Below are 22,388 nucleotides of genomic sequence, written 5' to 3' on the forward strand. Positions count from 1 at the left end.
GGAGGTTCTGGCCGGTCTCCACTACCTTAAACGAGGCGATCGACCAATTGGCCCTTCGTCCCCGTCGGCTGGTCTGATCTCCCGGTCGACGGCACCAGCGTCGAGGCGAGACCGGCTGCTGCTGTAGGTGCGGCCTCAAGGAATATGCCAGGGTTGATCACACCATAGGCGGTCTGGCCGTTTCCAAGGTGAGTGACGATCGTGCCGCTGATCAGCGCGTCTAACTGGCGGGCAGTGTCGATCATGCCGGCGAGCGAGTTCGTCCGCGCGTTAGCCAGATCGATCGCGCCACCCTGCGCGTCGGTGTAGGTCGCATCGTTGAACCAGCCCGTCTGCCCTGCCTTGTTCGCCACCTGCTGGATCATGCTGAGAAGTTTGACGGATCCGTCGATCGCGCTGGCGACATTCCTATACTGAAGGCCGGTGTCGCGAAGTGAGGTTCCGTTGGAGACGACCTGAGGCGCCCCGTCATAGGCAGACACCATGTCGGCATTGAACTGCTGGACCTGATTGACCAGCACGCCGTTGGCGTTGAGCTGTCCCTCCAGCCACTTGCGATCACTGTCGCTGAGGTCGCTGGAAACGACCTTGAGCTTGCCGTCGTCCGAGACGAAGTCAAACTGGGCGTTGGCGAGATCGGGACGTTGGGCGAGGATCGATTTGAAGGCCGACGTGACTGACCCGGTCAGCGCCTGTGTATCCTGACCAATCTGCGCGATCGCCCGGAACTGCTTCATCGGTGCCGCATCGGAGATGTCGGGCGGGGTCGTTGAAACGGGCTGGACGTTGATCGCGAGCGTCTGATCGGTCGCTTCCGCACCAGTTGTATTATCGACAAGCGCGACTTTGGCCAGCGTTGCGGACACGCGCGTGATGCTCGCGGTGGACAGGCCAGGGATTGAAGTCACTGCGTTTTCCTGATTTCACTTTCTCCTAGAACGGCACGAGGAACCTGTTTTTTATATCCATGGCGCAAAGCTAAACTCGCCCCCCCGCGGTCTGATCGCGTGTCGCGGGGAGCCGGTCTTGCCTGCTCTGCCCAAGGGCAGCGCGCGTCATCACTCCTCGCGTGCTGACGTTAAACAGCCACGACCGGGCCGACGATGGCCTGGCCGAACCTTTCACAGACCGCCTGCACGTCTTTGAGATCATGCGGTACCGGCAGTGCGTCCATGGCTTGGAAAAAGCGGTCATGGCGTGCGGGTGTGGATACGAGCATCATACGCGCCACCCCTCCCAATGCTGAAAAGCCATGCGTGGCGCCCTTGGCAACGAAGAGCCGGTCTCCCGCTCTCACCTCAACCTTCTGCTCGTCAATCAGGAAGAGCAACCGCCCTTCGCTGACGCAGAAGACCTTGTCCTCCTCAAATGAGATGTGCGCCGGCGCGCCCTGTTCCTGTTGAACCGTCATCGCCATCACCGTGAAGGGGGCAGCCTCGCCGCCCAGCAAGATTTCGGCCTCGATTCCTGAAAAGCGGGCGATGGCGTTCGAGAAAAGTACCCCGCTGGAGGGCGCGGCAAGATGCGGCATGGTGTCCATGATGATGTAGTCTCCTAAGATCGACGCCCTCCATAGCCGCTCAAAAGGCATGCGATTATCTGGCAAAATCTGCGAACATTATCTATCATTCTGGACAATGATGAAGCTCGATCTGATCCAGACCTTTGTCGAAGTGGTGCGTGCAGGCGGGTTTACCGCGGCAGCGCGGCACACACAGATGCCGCGCTCGACGGTCAGTCTTCAGGTCAAGATGCTGGAAGAGGCGTTAGGGGTTCGATTGCTCAAGCGCTCGACCCGCTCGCTTGCCCTCACGGACGAGGGACAGCGGCTCTATGCAAAGGCATCGGGCGCGGTGGACGATCTGGTCCAGGTCTTTGATGACGTGCAAGCGAGGGATGATACCCTCAGCGGTCTGATCCGACTGACCATTCCGGCGGATTTTCCAACCTCCCTCCTGGCAAGCGCGATCACCAGCTTTAGCGAGGCGCATCCGGCGGTTCGCTTCCAAATCCTCTCAACGAATGCGGTACTGGACCTTGTGCAGGACAACATCGACATTGCGATCAGAGTCGGCGCCAGCCCGGCCCAGACCGCGATCGAACGCCGCTTGCTCGATATCGAATGGGGTTTTTATGCGGGCACACCGTGGCTGGAGCGGAATGCGCGGCCGGATAAAGTCCGCGATGTCCGAAATTTCATTTCACCGGCGCCGACTTTGCGCGCCTATCTGGAAAAGCATGTCCTGGGGGGCGCCTCTCTTCCTTCCGTCTCTATTGAGGTCGACAGCCACAGCATGGCCCGGGATCTGATGCTGACGGGCTTTGGCGTCGCCCTGTTGCCGCAGGGCATATGCCAGGAGGCAGTTTCGAGCGGACAGGCTGCACTCCTGTTGCCGCAAATAGCGCTTCACCCGACCAGGCTCAATCTGACCTTTCCCAATCGAGCGGACATGGTTCCGAGAGTGCGCGCGCTCGCGGACTACCTGTGCACGCATTTCCGTTGAGCATGAGGCGCTGCTGCGACGGTGGGATGAGACCTAGCTCCGCTCGTACGAAGAGCTGTAGAACCCAGCTGAGCCATCCGGTCTCTTCCGTTCCGTTATGACACCGGGCGACGACCAACTTCCCCGAATAATCGCGAAAGCTGTCAGCACTAACCGGCCACTCGTTTTCATCCTGAGCGCGGGCTATAGAGAGCCCACGCCGCTGATCTTCACCAGCTTGAGGAGAAGCGTCGCTGGCCGAGAGCCCGCGTGCTTCGTTTAAGACCTAGACGGCCAGAAGAACCGCGCCGATCAGAATTGCGGACACGCCGACGGCTTGCGCACGAGACAGCCTCTCGCGTCGGAGGGCGAGGCCAAAAACTGCGGTTATTGCCGCAGCGAAAGTGCTCAAGACGGTGACGATCGTGACTGCTCCTGTCGCCATGCCGATCGCGAAAGTCCCATAGCCCACGAGGTTGCACACACTTTGGAGCAGGAGGAGACGCAGCGCGTCCCGACTGGGAAAGATCGCTTCCCCATGCAACACAAGTGTCGGCGCAAGCGCCAGGATCCCTATGCTGAAGAATAGCCAGAGCATGGGTGTCACTCCGATCGCAGGAACAGCGAACTTGCCCTGCACCCAGAAGCCGATGCCGAAGCAGAAAGCTGTCAGAAGCGCGTAACCGACTCCCGCGTCTCCCCGCTCGTCCTGACGCTTTGGAGCAACCGCCGCCAGCGGCGCTCCGATCAGGCAAACGAGAATTCCGGCCAGACGAAAACCGCTCATCCGATCGCCACTGATCGCCACGCCGAGAAATGCGGTCACAGCGGCATAACTGGTGATCAGCGGTGCAACGAGCGAAGCGTGGCCGATCGAAAAGGCCCGGAGCAAAGAGACCGAGCCTGCGAGGTTGAACGCCACCGCCAGCGCACCGTACAGCCATCCCGTATAAGATGCCGCAAGGGCCTTTTCCCGCAGCGCCGGCATCGCCAGAAGGAGAAGCGAGACGGCCAGCCACCCCGCCGACTGCGTAAACAGTGCGGTCCTGCGAATGCCGACCAATTTTGCGGTACTGCCCGCCAGGTAGTCAGCAGCCCCCCAGCCCAGCGCGGCGAGCAGGCCCATCAGCATGGCGACCGCGATCACGCGACCGCCCCAATGAAAACTGAGCAGCGATGGCCCGACGCGGCCCTGCATTCATGAAGTTCGCACATCGTGATGGTCCAGCGCGTGATAGGAAGCGGCATTGTTGCGCGGACTAACCGCAGTGGCCATCGGCACCAATGACATGTATCGTTAATATCATGCCAAACTCGTCGCCTACTTCCAGACCTTCGCTTGTGATCCTGACCTATGATGGGCTGTGCCTTTTTGAATTCAGTACAGCCCTCGAGACATTAGGGACGCCTCCATCGGGATGGGAGGACCGGTGGTACAATGTGGCCGTCGCGTCCGCAGACGGGCCGCACCTTCGTTCGGGCGGCGGCTTGCAGCTGGCGATCGACGGAGGGCTTGAACTTCTGGACAAAGCCGAGACGATCCTAGTTCCTGGCTGGCGCGCCGTAAGCGAGCAGGTTCCGGCCACGCTCGTTAAGGCTTTGAGAAGCGCTCAGCATGCGGATTCCGGGGTGATCGCGCCCATCATTCCGAGATGATGTCGCCCGGCATTCCGATTTGATGCCGCCCACCGTTCCGAGATGATGCCGCCCATCATTCCGGAATGATGCCGCCCACCCGGTGCGGTGTTTGGAAGGTCAGTTTCGGTCGTCGAGGATCGCTCCTTTTGGGGAGGTCCGATGCCGACGGAGAGACTGAGCATGCGTCGTGTACGCGAGATATTGAGGCTGATCCGTGACGCGGACATGCCGGCCCGTGCGGTTGCCCGCCAGCTCGGCGTGGCGGCCTCGACGGTGCGGGAGACGGTGCGTCGGTTCGATGCGTCGGGCATGGAATGGCCGCTGCCACCGGGGTTGAACGATACGGCGCTGGAGAGCCGTCTGTATGGTCCGGCGGGGTCGAAGCAGGGTCATCGACGGCGCGCGGAGCCTGACTGGGCGGCAGTGAACCGAGAGCTCAAGCGCAAGCACGTGACGCTGCAGGTGCTTTGGGACGAGTATATCGAGCTTCATCCCGACGGCTATCGCTACAGTCGGTTCTGCGAACTGTATCGCGGCTGGGAAGCTCGACTGCCGGTGACGATGCGGCAGAACCACATCGGCGGCGACCGGATGTTCGTCGATTATGCCGGCGACACGGTGCCGGTGGTGGTGGACCGGCTGACCGGGGAAATCCGCGACGCGCACATCTTCGTGGCGGTGATGGCGGCATCAAGCCTGTCGTTCGCGTTCGCGACGTGGAGCGAGACGCTGCAGGACTGGAGCGACGCGCACGTGCGGGCGTTCGCGTTCTTTGGCGGTGCCGCTCGCCTGCTGGTGCCTGACAACGCCAAAGTCGCGGTGATCAAGGCGTGCCTGTACGATCCGCAGGTCAACCGCAGCTATGCCGAACTCGCGGCGCATTACGACACCGCTGTGCTGCCGGCGCGGCCGTATCGCCCGCGCGATAAAGCGAAGGTCGAGGCCTGCGTCGGCATCATCGAGCGGTGGCTGCTGGGGCGGCTTCGCCACCGGGTCTGGTATGGGCTGGGCGAATTGAATGCCGCGATCGCCGACCTGCTCGCGCGCCTCAATGACGAGCGTGTGTTGCGGCGGTTCGGGCGGACGCGCCGCCAGCTGTTCGAAGAGATCGACGCACCACACCTGAAGTCGCTGCCGGCGACGGCCTATGTTCTGGCGCAGTGGCGCCGAGCCCGGGTCGGGCTCGATTATCATGTCGAGGTCGAGAAGCACTTCTACTCGGTGCCCTATCGCCACGTCCGTGCGGCGGTCGAGGTGCGGCTGACGGCACGAACCATCGAGATCTTCGCTGCTGGCGAACGGATCGCGGCGCACATGCGCGGCTCCGGCAATGGCCGCCACACCACGATCAACGATCACATGCCCTCAAGCCACCGGCGCTACGCGGACTGGACGATCGAGCGGATCGTCGCGGAGGCGGCGGGGCTTGGCCCTTCGGTGAAACTGCTGTGCGAGATGATCCTCCAGGATCGCCCGCATCCCGAACAGGGGTATCGGTCGTGCCTGGGGATCTTGCGGCTGGCACGAGCCTACGGCGCCGCCCGCCTCGATGCCGCGGCGCTACGCGCACTCGAGATCGGCGTGCGCAATTACGGATCGGTGAAATCCATCCTCGAGAAGAAGCTCGACGGCCAGCCGCTGCACGAGCCCCGCGCGCCGGACGAAGCGGGCATCGACCATCCCAACATCCGCGGTTCCAGCTACTACCACTGAGGAGACCTGTCGTGCTGACCCATCCTACTCTCGACCAACTCCATGCCCTTGGCCTGTACGGAATGGCCAAAGCGTTCGGCGAACTCGGCAAGCACGGCGATACGCCGCAACTCGCGCACGCCGAATGGCTCGGTCTGCTGCTCGACCGAGAGATCGTCCATCGCCACGACAAGCGGCTCGGCGCGCGGCTGCGCCACGCCAGGCTCCGGCACAATGCCGCCCCCGAGGACATCGATTATCGTAGCGCGCGTGGGCTGGACCGCCGGCTCGTTGAAAAGCTGCTGAAGGGCGACTGGATCGACGCACACGACAATCTAGCGCTGTGCGGCCCGACCGGGATCGGCAAGAGCTGGCTTGCCTGTGCGATCGGCCACAAGGCCTGCCGCGACAATCGTTCGGTCCTCTATACCCGGTTCCCGCGCCTGCTTGACGACCTGGCGCTGTCGCGCGGCGATGGTCGCATCGCGCGCAAGCTCAAGAGCCTTGGCCAGGTCGAGCTCCTGATCCTGGACGACTGGGGACTTCAGCCGCTCGACGCTCAGGCCCGCCACGATCTCCTCGAAATCCTCGAGGACCGCTACGGACGTAAATCCACCATCGTCACCAGCCAGCTCGACATCGCGTCCTGGCACCGCGCCATCGGTGACGCCACCTACGCCGACGCGATCCTGGATCGGCTCCTTCACAATGCCCACCGTATCGAACTCACCGGCGACTCCTTGCGCCGGTCAAAGCCGACCGCCGCAGGTTGACGTTCCACCGCCAAAAATGCCAACCACACACTGTCGACCAAACGACCCTTCAGGTGGGCGCGATCATCCCGGAACGCTGGGCGCGATCATCTCGGAATAGACGGGCGGCATCGTCGGAATCCGCACTCAGCAGCGCGGCTGCCGCTTTGTGTCAATCTGCACCGGCAGCTTCGTGTTAGCCGCCGCCGGCTTGCTGGACGGCCGTCGCGCGACCACCCACTGGCAACATGCCGAGTTCTTTTCGGCCAGCTACCCCGCCATCCATGTCGAGCCCTCCGTCCTGTACGTCGATGAGGATGATGTTCTGACATCCGCTGGCTGCGCGGCCGGGCTGGATGTTTGCCTGCACCTGATCCGGCGGGACTTTGGGCCGACCGCAGCAAATCGCGTCGCCCAAAGAATGGTCGTCCCACCACACAGGCAGGGCGGCCAGGCCCAGTTCGTCCATCAGCCACTGCCTGTCCGAGAGAACGCCGCTCTGGCTCCGTTGCTCGATACTCTGCGAGCTCGGATCGACACCGACATCAATATCGACGCGCTGGCTGCCGAAGCCCGCATGAGCCGGCGAACTTTTCTTCGTCGGTTCCACGACACGACGGGCACGACGCCAGGGGAATGGCTGCTCGGCCTCAGACTTGAACGAGCCAGGTCGCTCCTGGAGACGACCGGCATTTCGATAGAATTGGTCGCCCAGGGCAGCGGCTTCGGCTCTGCGGAAACCTTACGGCACCATTTTCGCGCGAGGATGGGCACGAGCCCGACGGCCTATCGTAAACAGTTCTCGAGCGTCGCAGCGTAGGTCCATCGCGACTGTGCTCGGCAGTATTGATCAGCGGCACGCCGGACTGGCATCGGGCATTATGTTCTCAACCTTCCAGATCGGGGCTGCGCTCGGAGTTGCGATTGTAGGCGGTGTTTTCTTCTCCCTCCTCAGCAACAGTCACGAACTTGCGGCCTATTGCCAAGCTTTCAGCGTAGCATTGGGATGCAACGTTGCCCTCCTGATGCTCGGAGGTCTTCTGTCGCTCCTGCTCTCGGGAATAGCCAATCGCACCGGCGTAGAGGAGTCTTGCTGCGGCAGGTTCTGCAGCCATATCTCCATGGAACAGGGCGCGCGGGCCCGCGCGCCCTGATCTGTCGAGTTCATGTGTCACGCGTTTGGGCGAAGGCGGGCCCGAAGCCTGACAGCCTATCGTCGGCGGTTTCACGCGTTGCAAGATAGCTGCACAATTCCCGCCGCACTACGAGATTGGATCAGCATACTGGGCCAGGCCATTGCCCAGTGACCAGTTCTCCGCCTTGACCTCGACAAGGTTGATAAAAACATCCTCTGGCCGCACGCCGGGATCATCCGCGAGATTGGCAACGATTTGGCGGTAAAGCGCTTTCTTCTGTTCGATTGTTCGCTTGTTCGTCACCGTGATCTGAACCAGCAGCAAGTCGTCGCTTCGGGCTACGCCAAGGTAATGAGCACCGTATACAAAATCGTCGGCCGAGTGCTCGCTCAACGCGAGGAAACGATCATCCTCGGGAACGTCAAACGTTTCCCGGAGCGCTTCATAGATGCCGTTCAATATGGCCTTGCGGTAGGGGGCAGGTTTCCCGCGCCGCAGGGAAACATGGACGAGTGGCATGGTCGGATCTCCTCATTGATACCTTAGCGACCGTACCAACCGCTTGATCATTCCAGAACTGCATGTATGGCTATTTCAATGATTGCGATTGACAATGAATGCAGATGAGGCCGCTGGATACCGACGCCGTTCAGGCGTTCCTGCTCGTCGCGGACCTCAAGAGCTTTACCCGCGCGGCGGAAGTGATGGAGACGACGCAGTCGGTCGTCAGCATCAAGATCAAGAAGCTCGAGACCCAGCTCGGCCGCCGGCTTTTCGAACGTACGCCACGGCTGGTGCGCCTTTCAGCTGACGGCGGAGCCTTTCTCGAACCCGCCCGCGCCCTGCTCGAGGCGCATCAGAGGGCCATCAACTCCTTCACCGTCGAGCAGCGGCGTCTGATCGTCGGTATCAGTCACCATGTCGTCGGTGCGGAGCTGCCGGCTCTTCTCAAGCGACTGGGGCGCGTCGAACCACAGGTCGTTCTGGAACTCCAGGTTGCTACCTCACGCGATGTCCTGGATCAGTTCGATAGCGGCGTCCTCGATGCCGCCCTGGTGCTTCGGAACGAAGACCGTCGGGACGGCGAGACCATTCTCGAGGAGACCTTCGGCTGGATGGCGGCCCCGGACTTCGAGCACCGACCTGGCGATCCGCTCCGTCTCGCGGCGCAGTCGGAAACCTGCAGCGTCCGCACCACTGCGACCGCACTTCTCGATGCTCGCGGGATCGCCTGGACGGAAGTCTTTGTTGGTGGTGGCGTTGCAACGATTGGCGCAGCCGTCTCGGCAGGTCTGGCGGTGGCTGCACTCTCGCGCCGGGTGGCACCTGCTGGCACGATCGACATTGGGCCCTCGCTTGGCCTACCGCCCCTGCCCAGCGGAGACGTGGTGCTGTACGTCAACACCACCGACAACAATGCCCGCAGCGCTCTTCGGACATTGGTGGCTGCGATGCGATCTACTGCGCTTTAAGCAGTCTCACCCAGGCAGGGGCGGCAGATCATTCGTCCAGACGTATTCGAGTGGCAATCTCGCGACACGGGCTCGCTCAGTCCCGAAAAAGGATAATCGCTAACCGGTTACCCCTTTTCGGTCAATCTATGCCTGTACGACCATCGGGTCAGCCAAGGTGCCAACCACCATCCACATCTATCACAGAGCCAGTCACATAGCTGTTGGCGATGACAAAGGCGATGGCCTCGGCGCTCTCCTCCGGCTGCCCGACGCGGCGCAGCGGCAACTGTGCGGCGAATGATGCGAAATACTCCGCCTTCCTGTCGCCCATTTTGTCCCAGAATTCCGTGCTGGTCATACCGGGCGACACTACGTTGACCCTACGCGGCGCCAATTCACGGGCGAGGCTACGCATGGCGCCTTCCAACCCGGCATTGACCGCCGCAATCCCCGCCGAGCCCGAGAGGGATGCGCGAGCAGCGGTACCGCCGATGAAGGTGATCGAGCCCGAGACCGCAAGATTGGGCAGCACGCCTTGCACAGCATTGAGATAGCCGACCAGCTTCATGCTCAGCGCGTCCTCAAGCACTTTCGCCGTCAGCGTCTCGAAGGGCCCCCAAGCCGCGTCCGAGCTACCACATAGGACCAGATGATCGACAGGTCCGACCGCACCAAGGGCTTGGCGCGCGGCTTCGTGATCTTTGAGATCAAGGACAAAACCGTCGACGTCGGCGCCGGGATTGCTGGCATGCAAGTGAGACAGAGCCTCATCAACGCTGCTCTGGCTGCGGCCAGTGAGGGTGATACGGTTGCTCCCGCTGCCAAGCCGGCGCGCCAGCGCGAAGCCGATGCCTTTGGTTGCGCCGAGGAGGAGGACGCGTTGCGGTTGTTGGGCAGATGACATGTGAGGTCCTTTGCAGTGTGATGATCCTCACCGTGGCAGGCAGACGGTATGGTGATAATATCTTCAATCGTTGCGTCACTCATAACCTGAGGTATGCAATGCCCCTATGGATTCTACCCAACACGTTCGCGCCATGTTGTCCTTCGTGCAGGCGGCTGATCGAGGCTCATTCGCGGCAGCGGCGCGGCATCTTGGCGTGTCGCCTGCTGCAGTTGGCAAAAGCATCACCAGCCTTGAAGCTGCACTGGGCGTTCGGCTGATCAACCGAACCACCCGGTCCCTGCAGCTGACCGAGGAGGGCCAGCTTTTCCTTCTTAAGGCCCGTGAGGCGATCGATGCGCTCGACGCCGCCGTGGACGTGGTGACCAACCAGCGCACCCAGCCCTTGGGAAAGGTGAGAATTTCGACCAGCAACGGCTTTGGCCGACATTTCCTGTTGCCGCTACTGCCTCGGCTAATCGCTCTTTATCCCGGCATTACCCCCGAGATCGAATTCGACGATCATCAGGTCGACATCGTAAGGAGCGGATTTGATCTGGCTCTCCGCGGCGGGACGATCGAGGATTCTGCTCTGGTCGCGCGCAAGATCCATACGATGCAGATGGTTCTCGTCGCTTCCCCGACCTACCTCGCGGCGCATGGCATACCCAGACACCTGCCAGATCTGGCGGACCATCGCCTGATCGCGGTGCGGTTTCTGGGCGGGCGCACGTCAAGTTGGGACATTGAGGATGGCGGGGGCGAGGCGTTTCTGCCCCACCCTGCGGCTTTGACACTGTCCGATCCGGAAGCGGCGATGATCGCCGCAGCCGATGGCTTGGGGATTGCGCAGGTCGGCCTGCATTATGCCTGGCCCCTCATCCGCGAGGGACGGCTGCGGATCCTTCTGGGGGACCGGCTGCGCTCAGCCTCAAGAGAAATGGTCTTGCTTTACCCGCACCGCGCTCTGATTGCTGCCCGCGTGCGCGCCACCATTGACTTTCTTACGCAGGAGTTCGGCAAGATCGAGTCTCTGCATGTCAAGGCCGCGGATCTGGCCGCTTATCGCTGCGGATAGGGCGGTGAACACCTGCCGAGGCTGGGGGCCGCTATTTAAGTCGCTCATATAGCGGCTCACGGGACCCGCTTGGCGGCCGAATTACGGCTGCAATTCAAAGGCATCATCAGCGGCTCTTCTAGCTTCGGTATCCTCAGCGAGATCACGGACCACCTCGAGAGCACGGCTCTTGAACTAAGTCCCAGCCAGCGATTGCACCTGGCATTCGTTGTCGTGGAAGGAGGCGAGCACAGCGAGGGGATCCGGTGCGCCTCAATCGAAATTGTTCATGCCGCGGCTTGTGAGATCTCCGCCAACCGACCCCATCGCACTTGGCTCCATCTCAAGTGCTGCATTGCTTAGCCCGTATAGGCGATGTGGTACTGCCCACCAATCTTCTTGATGCGCGCAAAACCAAGTTCACCAAGATGCATACCAGCGATCCGAAGCCCCTCCGTGCTGACGACATCCAGCAATCTTGATCGTGTGTCTGCAGCGAGGTGAGAATCCTGATCAAAGGCAATCGACACGTCCGGACGAGGTATCTGGATCTCCGGGAAGTGGACAAGGTCGCCCCATACCAACAAGTTTTGCCCATCGGATTCAAGGCGATAACCGGTGTGTCCGGCCGTATGACCAGGAAGCGGAACCGCCGTCATGCCGGGTAGCACCTCGCCGGTGTCAAAGGTGCGCAATCTGTCACGATAGGTAGCAAAGGCCTGACGAGCGAACAGGAAGTTCCCACGCGCACGCTCCGTAGCCCGGCTCAGGTTCCCGTCATCCTCCCAGAACATGAGCTCCAGCCGATGAGCGATGAGTTCAGCGTTCGGGAATGCCGCTTTGCCTGTATCATCGATCAGTCCACCGACATGGTCGGGATGGGCGTGCGTCAGCAGAATGGCATCGATCGCGGCAGGCTCGATGCCTGCCAACAGGAGATTATCCTTCAAGCGGCCACCCCATTGCTTGAAACCGCCCGCACCGGCATCGATCAGCACCGTACGGCCGCCTCCGTGCACCAGGTAACAATTGATGTGGATCGCCATCGGATCGGTCATTCCAGCTTTTGTCTGAATTCGACAGGCTTCATCGGGATCGATCTTCGAGAGGAGCTCAAAGCCGGCGTGAAGATAGCCGTCACTGATGGCGGTGATGGACAGGTCGCCAATACTTTGGCTCGGAAATCTGGTCGTCATCATGATTCGTCCTTCAGGCCGGTTCAGTTTCGTGCGTAAATGTTTGACGCATCATAGCCGAAGCAGCGGATACGGGCGGCCAGGCCGATGCTACCCCGGACGGCGTCCTCCAGTTCTTTCATGAACCGGTCCATCACCGCTGCTGTCCGGTGAGGTTCGCGGCGGTACCGGATCTCGACGAAGACCAGATGCCCTCGGCCGGGCCGAACAGCTATGTGAACTATGTGTACATTCTTCGGGGCTGCCTGGAGGATAGTCGTGCAGAGCCCCGCGCAGTATTCCGTCAATGCCACGAGCGCCTCATCCGCCGGCATGTTGCCCTGGGAAATATAGAAGGTGACATTTGGCATCAGTGTTCACCGTGCGCGTACGGCGCCGACGGTATCACCGCTCGTCAGTTGCGGCGTCATCGGAGCATAGACGTGAACGTCCTCCGGCACGTTCCCGATATTCCCGATCAGACTCCGCGCCCCTGTCGCGAGCCAGCGATGCACCGGCACCTTCTCCATGGCGACCGCCGTCATCGCGGAGGGTATCAGGCCCAGTCCGCGCAAGCGCTCAGGGCCTTTGGCAGATAGGACGAGATATTCGTTTGCGCCGACGGTCGGGGCGCGTTCGATACCGTCGTACAAGTTCCGATGCCAGTCGGTGATGTGTTGCTGCCAGCGCGCAAAGTTGCCGCCACCTTTCTGGCGATAATCCTTGCCGGTCAGAACATCGAGGCCGTCGATGGAATGGAGAGCAAGGTAGACGGGGGAACCGTCACGCAACGCTTTGAAACGCTGCGAGGTGCGGAAGCCGGCGACCGAAATCAGCGCCGGCAACTTGTCCAGGCTGTAAAAATCATTCCATTCCGCTTCGCTGTGAGGGTCAGCAAAGCTGCATTCGACGGTATAGATCATCTTATCGCCTCCGGCTGGCCGCGCGGCGCAACCAACCTTTTTCATGTTGATATTCGATCATGCTATGGGGCTAGAGAAGGCGAGAAAAGCGAATTTGGGTCAAGCTTCACTGATCTAATGTAAAGCTGGCAGCCACCACCTTGCCGCTCGTGCATGCCGAGGACCATAGATGCGTCGTAAGATTCCGAGCAATTCCGCACTCATGGCGTTCGAGGCGGCCGCACGTCATGGCAGCTTTGCGCGCGCGGCCGACGAACTGGCCTTGACCGAAGGCGCGATCAGCCGCCAGATCGGACGGCTAGAGGCCTTTCTCGGCGTGACATTGTTCGAGCGGGTCGGTAATCGAGTCAGGGTTATGCCGAACGGGGAGCGGTACGCCGCCCGGATTCGCGAGTCCCTCGACCGACTGGAGCGTGACAGCCAGTATATGATGGGGCAGCCCAATGATGGTGCCAGCATCGAAATCGCTACGATCCCGACTTTTGCCGCGCGATGGCTCATCCCCCGCCTTGTGAGCTTTCAGGAGCGACACCCCAACATCACCGTGCATCTTGCAGAGCGTTTGGAGCCGTTCGTGCTCACTGGCAGCGGCTTCGATGCCGCGATCCATTTCGAGCACCCCGCATGGACTGGAATGAAGACCCACCGACTGCTGCACGAAACGCTGTTGCCTGTTTGCTGCCCGTCGCTTCTGGGCAGCAGGCCGGATTCAGCCACGCTCGACGACCTGCCCCGTCTTCATCGGCGGCAGAACCCAGATGCTTGGCAGCTTTATGCAAAGGAAGCGGGCGTCACTCTGACCAATCCCGCGGCCGGCCCATATTTTGACCTTCATATCATGCTGATCGAGGCTGCACTGGCAGGATTGGGAGTCGCGCTCGTGCCGCGGCTCTACATCGAGAGGGAACTAACTGAAGGCCGCCTGGTCGCGCCATGGCCCGAGGGCCAATCCATCTCCAAGACGTTCAGCCTGATCCTCCCAGAGCCGATCCAATTAAGTAATGCTCCGATCCAGGCCTTCGCTGATTGGCTGCTTTCGGAAGCCACGCCACCTTCGAGAAATCTGCAACCATTGCGACACTCCAAACATGACTAATCCTCTTGACGCACATACAGCGAGGATCGGTCGCGGCCTCCATCGTTTCCGACGCCTGCAAGGCATCAAGCAAAGCCATATGGCAGAGCTCCTCGGGGTCTCCCAGGGCAGCATCTCGCGCTGGGAAAGCGGGACGCACGCTCCCGATGCACCCATGCGGGCACGGATCGAGGCATTGATCGCCGCCCGGGTAGACACCACAGGCGACGCTGCGCTCAAACGACTGATCGAAACCTCGTCGCTTCGCATCCACCTTATCTGCGATGCGACCCATCGTCTCCTTGCCGTGTCACCGGCACGGGCGCAGAGTTGGCGAGCAGATGCGGGCAGCTACATCGGGACATCACTATGGCGTTATGCCAGCCCGGAGATCATAGCAGCAGAAGATGGACTGGCCGAACGCGGCTGGTTTGACCGGCCCTTTCAGAGCTTACGCTTTCACACCGGACCGAACGCCAGCGCGACCATCGTCATCGGCGCTGGTTGGATGGAATGGGAGAGCATTCCGTTGGCGGACGGCCGGATCGGCCGTCTCACGATGGCGGTGAGCGACATCGCATAAACTATTCGTGGCGCCGCGAAGGGTGTCAGGCGAAGGGAGACGCCATGCCTCACCCTCGCATCAGAACCGTGCTGCTCTGGCTTTGTGGCGTGCTGGCCGCAGCCCAGCTCGGCAAGTTCAGCGCGCTTGCCCCGGCGCTGCAGGCCCGCTTCGGTCTCGACCTGCCTTCCCTCGGACTGCTCATTTCGCTTCTTGAGGTGGGCGGCGCGGCCTTCGGCTTTGTCGCAGGCAGGGCACTCCCTCGCCACGGCATAGACCGAGCTCTTTTGAGTGGTCTGTTTCTTCTGGTCATCGCCACGGTCATTGAGGCGACGGCGAGAACCACTCCGATCCTGTTCGCGGCGCGAAGCGTGGAGGGCCTCGCCTATCTGCTGGTCGTTGTCGCAGCGCCGACGATGATCGTGGCCACGACCAGCCCGGGTCGCGAGCGAGAGGGCGCTATGGTGCTCTGGAGCACATTCATTCCCGTTGGCTCGGGGCTGGGAAGCATCGTGACCGGCCTCCTCGCGACAGCGTTGGGCACCACCATGGCCATGCTGTTTTGGGCCTTTGCCGAGCTCGCGCTCCTCGCGTTGCTCACGACCATCCCAGCCTCAGCACCCGCGCCGGGGCGCGCCGCATTGCCGGCGCTCCCCGCATGGCTGCTGAGCATTGGTTTTGGGTGCTATACCTTGTCTCTATGCGCCGTGACAGGGCTCATGCCCGCCTTCCTTCACGACCGGTATGGTCTCGATATAGCCGAGGGCAGCGTGATCGCTGGAGCTACTGCTTTGTCGGCGCTTCCCGGCTCGTTGCTAGCTCTGGCCGCCATACGCCTGCTTGCCACGAGAACCAGGCGCCTGCTCCTGCTCGTCGCCGCAGCACTGGTGCTCGCGTCCGGATTGTCTCTAATGATCTTCCGAGCGAACTGCCCGATCCTTGTCGCTTTATCGGCAGGGGCAATGCTGCTGCTCGCCGGCATGGCGCGCGCTGTGATCTTCGCCTGGTTGCCCGGCTTCAGCGGCGGCCATGACGCGGCCGACCCGCGTATCGCCGCCGCTCAGGGTCTGTTGACCCAGCTTGGCGCACTGGGCGCACTCGTGGGTCCTCCGCTCGGCGCAACATCGGTAGGGATAGGGTCATGGTCAGCGTTGGGCCCGTTCGTCGCGTCGATCGTGCTGGTGCTGCTCGCTATGATTGTCGGCGCCTATTGCCTACATCGGCCGCATGCCGATCGGACGTGACCGCCCCGGCCAAGCCGTGAATCCTATTACCGTCAATAGAGCCGCGTTCAGCCCTACATGTAGGCGCTAGCAATCGTAGCTGCCTCTGCTCGCAATTAGCACCGATTTTTGCTCGGATTAGCGGATACTGGACCCGCAGCGCTGCTCACGCTCTTTGACACTGTTCTCGCAATCATCCCAAGGTGCTTGCAATCGAAATGAACCTGCTCACTCTGCGCGACAACGGCACGACCTGACGGTCTTCGGTCAGGCACATCTAGGCTTTGCGAATGCAAAGAGCAGCCATCCTGCCAGCCCCGCGAGAACGCCAAGCGCGCCGCCAAGAACGTAGGTATTGATTGCGCTATTCGGCGTGAACAGACCGCCGGTTATATAACCCAGGATGCTGGCAGTGCTGGTTGTGGAACCGTAAATCGCCGCAACCTTGCCATGCGCGCCCGCAGGCACCTCCCGCTGCAGCATCGTTCGAACCGCGACGTTGTGAACGCTGTTCGCTGCACCGCCGATGACGAACGCGACCCCTACCAGGACGAGCCCGGCCATCATCGTCATGCCGGCAACACCGATCGCGAGCATCATCCCTCCCATCACAACCCCGGCCGCGAATGCGATGAGGGCCGGGCGCGGCATCGTGATCGTGCCCGACGCAGCGGCTCCCACTGTCATTCCGCCCGCCCAGCAGGCGGTCAGCAGGCCGAACGCAGTCGGACCTGCCGCCAGCGACACGGTGACGAGAAACACGAACGCCGCGTCTGCAATTGCGGTCGCATAGACCTCTAGCGTCAGCGCGCCGACCATCACCGTGACCCTGCGATCCCGCAGCACCGGCAGATATTCCGATAGCAGCGGCCGGATTCCGCCGCTCGCTTCCGTTTCGACGGGACGACGCAGGCCGCTGCCCAGCACGACGGCGGCAAGCAGCGCAAAGCTCGCCGCATCGATCAGAAGAGCATTTCCGGTCCCGCCCCACGCCACCATCGCACCGCCCGCGACCGGCCCGGCCAGCATCCCTGCGCTCCGCACGAACTCCAGCACGGCATTGGCCCGCGGCAGCGTCATGCCCAGCCCCGCGGCCGGAACGGGATTGAGGGCGAAGCTCGCCGTTCCGCCGATCGCGAACAGGATGCTGAGGAAGCCGGCGCCGATCAGGGTGGAGGCGAGGTCGGTATGCCAAGCCATCCAGGCGAGTTTGAGGGCATCGGCCAATGTCGTCCCGTTTGGGATGGTATTTTGGGAAAATGGCGTCAGTTCCCAGCAATCGTTCGATCGAGCCACGCCTTGTAGAAAGCTACCCGCGTAGCCGCGAAGGTTTGTCCGCATAGACCCATGCGGAACGAACCATCCTGCATCTGCGGCACGATCCTCTTTTCCTCGGCAAGAGTAGCATCGAGGCCGTGAGTGATTCCGGCGAGGTATTTGCGTCCGGACACATCGATCGTGACCGGACCACCGCTGTCCCCACCTGCCGTTGCGCCACTAAGCAGCGGGGCGTGAGCACCACAATCGAAGGCGAAGCGAAGCCACTGCCCATCGGTCCGGGTCAGCCGGTTTTCTGCTCGCCGCAATTGCGTCCGATGACTGGCATCATCGGGTACGCCAGCAATGTCGGTCCCCGTCGCTCCCGCGCCATATACCGTGCTTAACGTTCCCGGCTTGGCGTTGCCCCAGTAGACCGGCATCGGCATCACGTCAGTCACGGGTTCGGCAAGCTCCAGCAGAGCAATGTCGTGCATGTCGGTCATTGCTTTGATATATTGTGCTGCAAAAGCATCCGGTTTCGCTGTCTTGAGCCCGCCGAACAGCTTTTGCCAACCATCTCGCGCAGCCGGATAATCCGGATACACGATGATGCGGCTGACTGCCCGCCTCTTACCCTTAAGTGTTACATACCTCTCCTCGGGCATCATCTGCATCATGCTTACGGCATGAGCGGCAGTAACGATCCAGCGCGGGGCAATTAGGGTGCCATGCCCTTCGTCGGGCAAGTCTGCCAACGCGGGAATGGTCTGCGGATCAACGCGATATTGCGCGTCATGCAAGGTGTGGCGAATAACAATCGCGTCGGCATCCACGGCGATCAGCGTCAACGGCACAACGAGCCAAGCCAGCTTCTCCACAAACACCCCTTTGCCCTTTTAATCTTTCGCCAATCGATAGGCGATCGGGCTGGGATCGTACATACGGCGTTGATCGCTTCCCTTCCCGCAAAGGAACCGCCAGCGAGACGATCGAGACCTTCGCACGAGGATGCCGAAATGGGAATCCCACTGCCACCACGTATCATTGCGGCAGCGATACGGCTGTGTTAGGGTCGCAACACAGTTAAGGGAAAGCTTGTGGTGTTAGAGGAGTATCGAGCGCCGGCCAAATTGAAGCTGGCGGCGCTATGGGCGTCCACGATGTTCTGCTACATCTACGGCGACTATTTCGGCCTCTACGTCGCCGGCACGCTGGCGGACATGAGCCACGGCACCATGGGACCGCTCGGCCATGCGACGCCCGGCGTCCTCACCGGCGTATCCCTGATGATGGCCATCCCGAGCCTGATGATCGCGCTGTCGCTGCTGCTGCCGGCGTCCATCTGCCGCTGGGCTTGCATCGTTCTGGGCCTGTTCTATACCGCGATCATGGCGGTCAGCCTCCCCGGCTCCGAGCCGTTCTACAAGGTGCTGGCGGCGATCGAAATGGCGCTGACGCTGACGATTACCGCCGTCGCGATCCGTTGGCCGCGGGAGATGCGCCGTGGCTGAGGCGGTGCCTTCACCCTCCGTCGCGCGGCTCGCCGGCGCGCTGTATCTCGGCACGATCATGTTCGGCCTGTTCGCGGAGGTGGGTGCGCGGGGGCCGCTGATCGTCGGCAGCGATGCCGCCGCCACGGCGCGCGCTATCCTGGCCGAAGAGCCGCTATTCCGAGCCGGCATCGCCGCCGATCTCGCGATGCTGGGCTGCTATGTCGGCGTGACGGCGCTGTTCCTCGACGTGTTCCGCCCCGTCCACGCCGGCGTGTCGCGGATGGCGGCGGCCTTCAGCCTGATCGGGATCGCGGTACTTGCCGCCGACACCCTCCTGCTACTCGCCCCGCTGCGGTTACTGGCAACGGCACCTTACCTTTCGGCGCTGGGTGCTCCCCAGCGCGAGGCGGCGGCACTGCTCGCGCTGAAGGTGCATGGCGACGGTTACGACGTGAGCCTCGTGTTCTTCGGCATCTACTGCGTGATGCTGGGTTGGCTGGCGTGGCGCAGCGGCTTCCTGCCCAAGGCGATCGGCGGACTGATGGCACTGGCCGGCGTCTGCTACATCCTCAACAGCGTCGCCGACCTTGCGGCGCCGGCCTTCGCCCACACGCTGTCGCCACACATCATGGACCCGACGCTGATCGGGGAGGCGGCGCTGGCGCTGTGGCTGCTGGTGTTCGGCGCGCGCGGGACGCCCGGCCGGGCGACCCGGATGCCACAGGCCGCTCGGCAAGGGCATCGCGCTTGACGCACGGTCCGGTTTCCCGCCTCCGATCGGCAGATACCGCGGCGCTGTTGGCGGCCTTGATCGTCGCTGCCCTGCATCTGGCGCTCGGCGGTCGCTACGACCTGTTCCGCGACGAACTCTACTTCATCGTCTGCGGCCACCATCCAGCCTTCGGCTATGTCGATCAGCCGCCGGCCGTGCCGCTGCTGGCCGCATCACTCTACAGGCTCGGCCTGGGCGCACAAGGCTTACGCATACCGACCGCCATTGCGGCTGGCGCACTGGTGTGGCTGGTGATGCGCTTCGCCCGGTCGCTAGGCGGGGACGGGCGATCGCAGGCCCTTGCCGGCCTCGCCTGCGCGATCGCACCGATGCTGATGGGGCTGACGGCAACGCTGAACACGTCGGCGTTCGATCCGCTGGCCTGGACCGCCGTCGCCTGGCTCGTCGTCACGGCGAACCGCGAGGGCGACGATCGCGCGCTGATCCTCGCCGGCCTGGTCGCCGGACTGGCGTTGCAGGTGAAGTATTCCATGCTGTTCTGGATGGTCGGGCTGACGCTCGGCCTGCTCCTGACGGCGGAACGCCGGGTGCTGCTGCGACCTTCCTTCTGGATCGGGGCGGCGCTCGCGGCCGTCATCGCGGCGCCATCGTTCCTTTGGCAATGGGCGCACGGCTTCCCATTCCTGGAACTCGGCGCCGCGGCCAAAGGCAAGAACGCCGACATCGCCGCCCTGCCGTTCCTGGCCAATCAGGTGCTGGTGATGAACCCGGCCTTCGCGCCGCTGTGGATCACCGGACTGGTCGCGCCCTTTACCGTGCGACGCTTACGCGATCTTCGCTTTCTGGTGATCGCCGCGGTCGTGGTGGTCGCCATCGTACGGATGGGGCACGGCAAGGACTATTACCTCTCGCCGCTCTATCCGACGCTGTTCGCGATCGGCGCGGTTGCCCTCGCGCCACTGGTGCGCACCCGCATCGGCGGGATCGTAGTCGCAAGTGGCATCACGGCTGCAATTGCCCTATCCGCACTCGCCGCACCGCTGGCGCTCCCGATCCTCTCCCCGCCGGTCCTTGAGGATTATATCCAGCGAACCGGGTTCGCGCCGCAGCAACAGGAGCGCAGTTTTAAGGGCACCGTGCTGCCTCAGGTCATGGCGGACCAGCTCGGCTGGCACGATTACGTCCATCAGGTCGAGGCGGCATGGCAGCGCATCCCGCCGACAGAGCGCGCCGCCACCGCGATCAAGGTCGAGAACTATGGCGAGGCCGCCGCCCTCGACCTCTACGGCAAGGGGCTGCCGCCCGTTGTCAGCGGGCACAACCAGTATTTCCTGTGGGGCCTACGCGGTCAGCACCCGGCCAACGTGCTGTCGATCCAGGACGACATGGTGGGGCTGCGACCTTATTGCCGCAAGGCGACGCTGCTCGGCACCACAAGCTCGCGCTATGCGATGGCGTTCGAGAACGGCAAGGTGATCGCACTGTGCGAAGGCGTGAAGCCATCGCTCGGCAATCTCTGGCCTCAGCTTAAACTATACTCGTAGATCAGCGGCTTGAGCCGGTAAGCCTTCCCATTAGGATGGTGGAAAGAGAATTGCTGGCGATTAGCCACCCAGCGCCATACCAGTTGCAAATCCGCATTGCGGTGCGTGGCTGACGGAGGACTGGGTGGCATATAGATCGACAGTAGCCCTGACCCTTGGCGTCGCGATCACCGCATCAACGCTTGTCGCACCCGTCGCTGCCATCGTGCGACGACATGACGTGCGTGATGCCCGTTATGTGGTCTCCGACGACTATTTCCTTCCCCTTGCGGATATCCCGACTGAGGGTGAGGGCGTTCTGATCGCTCCTTCTTGGGTCGTCACCGCCGCCCACGCTACCCAATGGCAAAGAATGCCGATCGATCACGTCACGATTGCAGGAAAAGTCCGCAACGTGTCGCAAGTGATTGTCCACCCCGGTTGGCGGCGAGTGCGAGAGAGCGAAGGGGAGAGCGAGGCATCCCGACTGGCGACACGCCTCGACAATGATGACGTGGCGCTGCTCCGGCTGTCCGAACCCGTAACCGATATTACCCCAGCCTCGATCTACAGAGGAGATCGTGAGGTCGGGCATGTCGTGGAGATAATCGGAAAAGGACAAACCGGCACCGGCAAAGACGGTATCGCCGACGATGCCACACATCGGACCACCCTCCATCGCGCGCGAAATCGGATCGAAAGCGCCAACGGCAACTGGCTTACCTATCGGTTTGACACTGGGAAACGGGCCTTGCCGCTAGAAGGCATCTTCGGAGGCGGCGACAGCGGAGGCCCGATTGTCATGCGCGACCATGGCGGCTGGAAACTGATCGGCCTCACGTCGTGGGGATGGTCGCGTGGTCATATCGCCATCGGTGATGCCGCCGGGCGGTACGAAGAAACGGCATATATCGTTCGCTTGTCGCACTACGCCAATTGGATTGACGGCATCATTGCCTCGAAAGGTCACGGCTGACGACCTTCCCGCAAAGGAAGGATGGTCGGGACGGCTGACCACCGCAAGACGCGCCAGACGGCAAGAAGGTGGCCATTTTCCCAAAATATGTTCCCGATTGCTCTTTCCCGAAATTGCCCGTTGGAGACGGAGAAACGGGACGGTCCAGCGTATAAGCGGAGCCCGACCTCGGCATCCAGCCGGAACGGGTAATGTGAGCATGCATCTCCGATTGCGAGCAGACGCCACTATGATTGCAAGCCGCTACACCTACACCTACTGATTGACGCGACGGTATCAGCCGCGCTTCCGCATTGCCGCCGAGTCAATTGATGGGGATATTGGCGGGCAGCGTGTCAAAGCGTTGTTGC

General features: G+C 62.1%; 25 protein-coding genes. 14 read left to right on the forward strand and 11 right to left on the reverse strand.

Annotated features, from left to right (window positions below; all coding sequences use genetic code 11):
- Positions 1-26: 26 nt before the first annotated feature.
- Complete coding sequence (locus tag J0A91_RS20760; protein WP_150127012.1) at positions 27-908, reverse strand: hypothetical protein; 882 nt, start codon at positions 906-908, stop codon at positions 27-29.
- A gap of 170 nt (positions 909-1,078) precedes the next feature.
- Positions 1,079-1,540, reverse strand: coding sequence for a cupin domain-containing protein (locus J0A91_RS20765; protein ID WP_169833194.1), 462 nt, complete (start codon positions 1,538-1,540; stop codon positions 1,079-1,081).
- A 100-nt stretch (positions 1,541-1,640) separates the two neighbouring features.
- Here J0A91_RS20765 and J0A91_RS20770 point away from each other — a divergent pair, with 100 nt between their 5' ends.
- Positions 1,641-2,504, forward strand: a complete 864-nt coding sequence (locus J0A91_RS20770; protein ID WP_169833195.1) for a LysR family transcriptional regulator — start codon at positions 1,641-1,643, stop codon at positions 2,502-2,504.
- A gap of 265 nt (positions 2,505-2,769) precedes the next feature.
- On the opposite strand, the gene J0A91_RS20775 is transcribed toward J0A91_RS20770, so the two are convergent.
- A complete protein-coding gene (locus tag J0A91_RS20775; RefSeq protein ID WP_083224829.1) occupies positions 2,770-3,681 on the reverse strand; it encodes a DMT family transporter in 912 nt (303 codons plus the stop codon).
- Positions 3,682-3,824: 143 nt separating this feature from the next.
- Here J0A91_RS20775 and J0A91_RS20780 point away from each other — a divergent pair, with 143 nt between their 5' ends.
- The 4 genes from J0A91_RS20780 to J0A91_RS20795 all read left to right on the forward strand — a co-directional run bounded on the left by J0A91_RS20780 (position 3,825) and on the right by J0A91_RS20795 (position 7,385).
- Entirely contained in the window at positions 3,825-4,139 is a 315-nt protein-coding gene (locus J0A91_RS20780; RefSeq protein ID WP_069206498.1) for a hypothetical protein, read from the forward strand.
- 162 nt (positions 4,140-4,301) lie between these two features.
- Positions 4,302-5,834 carry an IS21 family transposase gene (gene istA, locus J0A91_RS20785; RefSeq protein WP_083224994.1) on the forward strand — a complete coding sequence of 511 codons (1,533 nt, stop codon included), beginning with the start codon at positions 4,302-4,304 and terminating at the stop codon, positions 5,832-5,834.
- Positions 5,835-5,845: 11 nt separating this feature from the next.
- The gene (gene istB, locus J0A91_RS20790) at positions 5,846-6,586 is read left to right on the forward strand and encodes an IS21-like element helper ATPase IstB (protein WP_069206440.1); all 741 of its coding nucleotides are present in this window, start codon (positions 5,846-5,848) and stop codon (positions 6,584-6,586) included.
- 118 nt (positions 6,587-6,704) lie between these two features.
- Complete coding sequence (locus J0A91_RS20795; protein WP_276204617.1) at positions 6,705-7,385, forward strand: helix-turn-helix domain-containing protein; 681 nt, start codon at positions 6,705-6,707, stop codon at positions 7,383-7,385.
- A gap of 67 nt (positions 7,386-7,452) precedes the next feature.
- Here the strand turns inward: J0A91_RS20795 and J0A91_RS20800 are convergent, their stop codons facing one another.
- Both J0A91_RS20800 and J0A91_RS20805 read right to left on the reverse strand, forming a co-directional pair.
- Complete coding sequence (locus tag J0A91_RS20800; protein ID WP_169833196.1) at positions 7,453-7,740, reverse strand: hypothetical protein; 288 nt, start codon at positions 7,738-7,740, stop codon at positions 7,453-7,455.
- Between the two features lie 87 nt (positions 7,741-7,827).
- Positions 7,828-8,220: a tautomerase family protein gene (locus tag J0A91_RS20805; protein ID WP_069206501.1), complete on the reverse strand. Its 393-nt coding sequence runs from the start codon at positions 8,218-8,220 to the stop codon at positions 7,828-7,830.
- A 104-nt stretch (positions 8,221-8,324) separates the two neighbouring features.
- On the opposite strand from J0A91_RS20805, the gene J0A91_RS20810 reads away from it, so the two are divergent.
- The gene (locus tag J0A91_RS20810) at positions 8,325-9,173 is read left to right on the forward strand and encodes a LysR family transcriptional regulator (protein ID WP_069207531.1); all 849 of its coding nucleotides are present in this window, start codon (positions 8,325-8,327) and stop codon (positions 9,171-9,173) included.
- A 148-nt stretch (positions 9,174-9,321) separates the two neighbouring features.
- Here J0A91_RS20810 and J0A91_RS20815 read toward each other — a convergent pair whose 3' ends face one another.
- On the reverse strand, positions 9,322-10,059 hold the full coding sequence (locus tag J0A91_RS20815; protein ID WP_069206502.1) for an SDR family oxidoreductase: 738 nt from the start codon (positions 10,057-10,059) through the stop codon (positions 9,322-9,324).
- A 133-nt stretch (positions 10,060-10,192) separates the two neighbouring features.
- On the opposite strand from J0A91_RS20815, the gene J0A91_RS20820 reads away from it, so the two are divergent.
- Positions 10,193-11,116 carry a LysR family transcriptional regulator gene (locus J0A91_RS20820; protein ID WP_206364947.1) on the forward strand — a complete coding sequence of 308 codons (924 nt, stop codon included), beginning with the start codon at positions 10,193-10,195 and terminating at the stop codon, positions 11,114-11,116.
- Between the two features lie 338 nt (positions 11,117-11,454).
- On the opposite strand, the gene J0A91_RS20825 is transcribed toward J0A91_RS20820, so the two are convergent.
- From J0A91_RS20825 to J0A91_RS20835, 3 genes are read right to left on the reverse strand one after another with little or no spacing between them, the layout of a single operon-like run.
- The gene (locus J0A91_RS20825; protein ID WP_069206505.1) at positions 11,455-12,294 is read right to left on the reverse strand and encodes an MBL fold metallo-hydrolase; all 840 of its coding nucleotides are present in this window, start codon (positions 12,292-12,294) and stop codon (positions 11,455-11,457) included.
- A gap of 20 nt (positions 12,295-12,314) precedes the next feature.
- Positions 12,315-12,641: a hypothetical protein gene (locus tag J0A91_RS20830; protein ID WP_069206506.1), complete on the reverse strand. Its 327-nt coding sequence runs from the start codon at positions 12,639-12,641 to the stop codon at positions 12,315-12,317.
- A gap of 6 nt (positions 12,642-12,647) precedes the next feature.
- Entirely contained in the window at positions 12,648-13,193 is a 546-nt protein-coding gene (locus J0A91_RS20835) for a sugar ABC transporter (protein WP_069207532.1), read from the reverse strand.
- A 169-nt stretch (positions 13,194-13,362) separates the two neighbouring features.
- On the opposite strand from J0A91_RS20835, the gene J0A91_RS20840 reads away from it, so the two are divergent.
- From J0A91_RS20840 to J0A91_RS20850, 3 genes are all read left to right on the forward strand, one after another.
- Positions 13,363-14,289 carry a LysR substrate-binding domain-containing protein gene (locus tag J0A91_RS20840; protein ID WP_069206507.1) on the forward strand — a complete coding sequence of 309 codons (927 nt, stop codon included), beginning with the start codon at positions 13,363-13,365 and terminating at the stop codon, positions 14,287-14,289.
- A gap of 79 nt (positions 14,290-14,368) precedes the next feature.
- The gene (locus J0A91_RS20845) at positions 14,369-14,851 is read left to right on the forward strand and encodes a helix-turn-helix domain-containing protein (RefSeq protein ID WP_240502108.1); all 483 of its coding nucleotides are present in this window, start codon (positions 14,369-14,371) and stop codon (positions 14,849-14,851) included.
- A 44-nt stretch (positions 14,852-14,895) separates the two neighbouring features.
- Positions 14,896-16,074 (forward strand): MFS transporter, encoded by a 1,179-nt coding sequence (locus tag J0A91_RS20850; RefSeq protein WP_169833197.1) that lies wholly within the window; start codon positions 14,896-14,898, stop codon positions 16,072-16,074.
- A gap of 246 nt (positions 16,075-16,320) precedes the next feature.
- Here J0A91_RS20850 and J0A91_RS20855 read toward each other — a convergent pair whose 3' ends face one another.
- The gene (locus tag J0A91_RS20855; protein WP_069206510.1) at positions 16,321-17,280 is read right to left on the reverse strand and encodes an MFS transporter; all 960 of its coding nucleotides are present in this window, start codon (positions 17,278-17,280) and stop codon (positions 16,321-16,323) included.
- A 38-nt stretch (positions 17,281-17,318) separates the two neighbouring features.
- Positions 17,319-18,191, reverse strand: a complete 873-nt coding sequence (locus tag J0A91_RS20860) for a S1 family peptidase (RefSeq protein ID WP_169833198.1) — start codon at positions 18,189-18,191, stop codon at positions 17,319-17,321.
- A 222-nt stretch (positions 18,192-18,413) separates the two neighbouring features.
- Between J0A91_RS20860 and J0A91_RS20865 the strand changes: the two genes are divergently transcribed.
- The 4 genes from J0A91_RS20865 (at position 18,414) to J0A91_RS20880 (ending at position 22,038) form a co-directional block, all read left to right on the forward strand.
- A complete protein-coding gene (locus J0A91_RS20865; RefSeq protein ID WP_276204590.1) occupies positions 18,414-18,824 on the forward strand; it encodes a DUF6326 family protein in 411 nt (136 codons plus the stop codon).
- Positions 18,817-19,557 (forward strand): DUF4386 domain-containing protein, encoded by a 741-nt coding sequence (locus tag J0A91_RS20870; RefSeq protein WP_069206513.1) that lies wholly within the window; start codon positions 18,817-18,819, stop codon positions 19,555-19,557. The genes J0A91_RS20865 and J0A91_RS20870 overlap by 8 nt, the downstream gene beginning before the upstream one ends.
- A gap of 47 nt (positions 19,558-19,604) precedes the next feature.
- Entirely contained in the window at positions 19,605-21,083 is a 1,479-nt protein-coding gene (locus J0A91_RS20875; RefSeq protein WP_069206514.1) for an ArnT family glycosyltransferase, read from the forward strand.
- 124 nt (positions 21,084-21,207) lie between these two features.
- Positions 21,208-22,038, forward strand: a complete 831-nt coding sequence (locus J0A91_RS20880) for a trypsin-like serine protease (RefSeq protein ID WP_169833199.1) — start codon at positions 21,208-21,210, stop codon at positions 22,036-22,038.
- Positions 22,039-22,388: the final 350 nt, after the last annotated feature.

This window comes from Sphingomonas panacis, assembly GCF_001717955.1.
Lineage (GTDB): Bacteria > Pseudomonadota > Alphaproteobacteria > Sphingomonadales > Sphingomonadaceae > Sphingomonas > Sphingomonas panacis.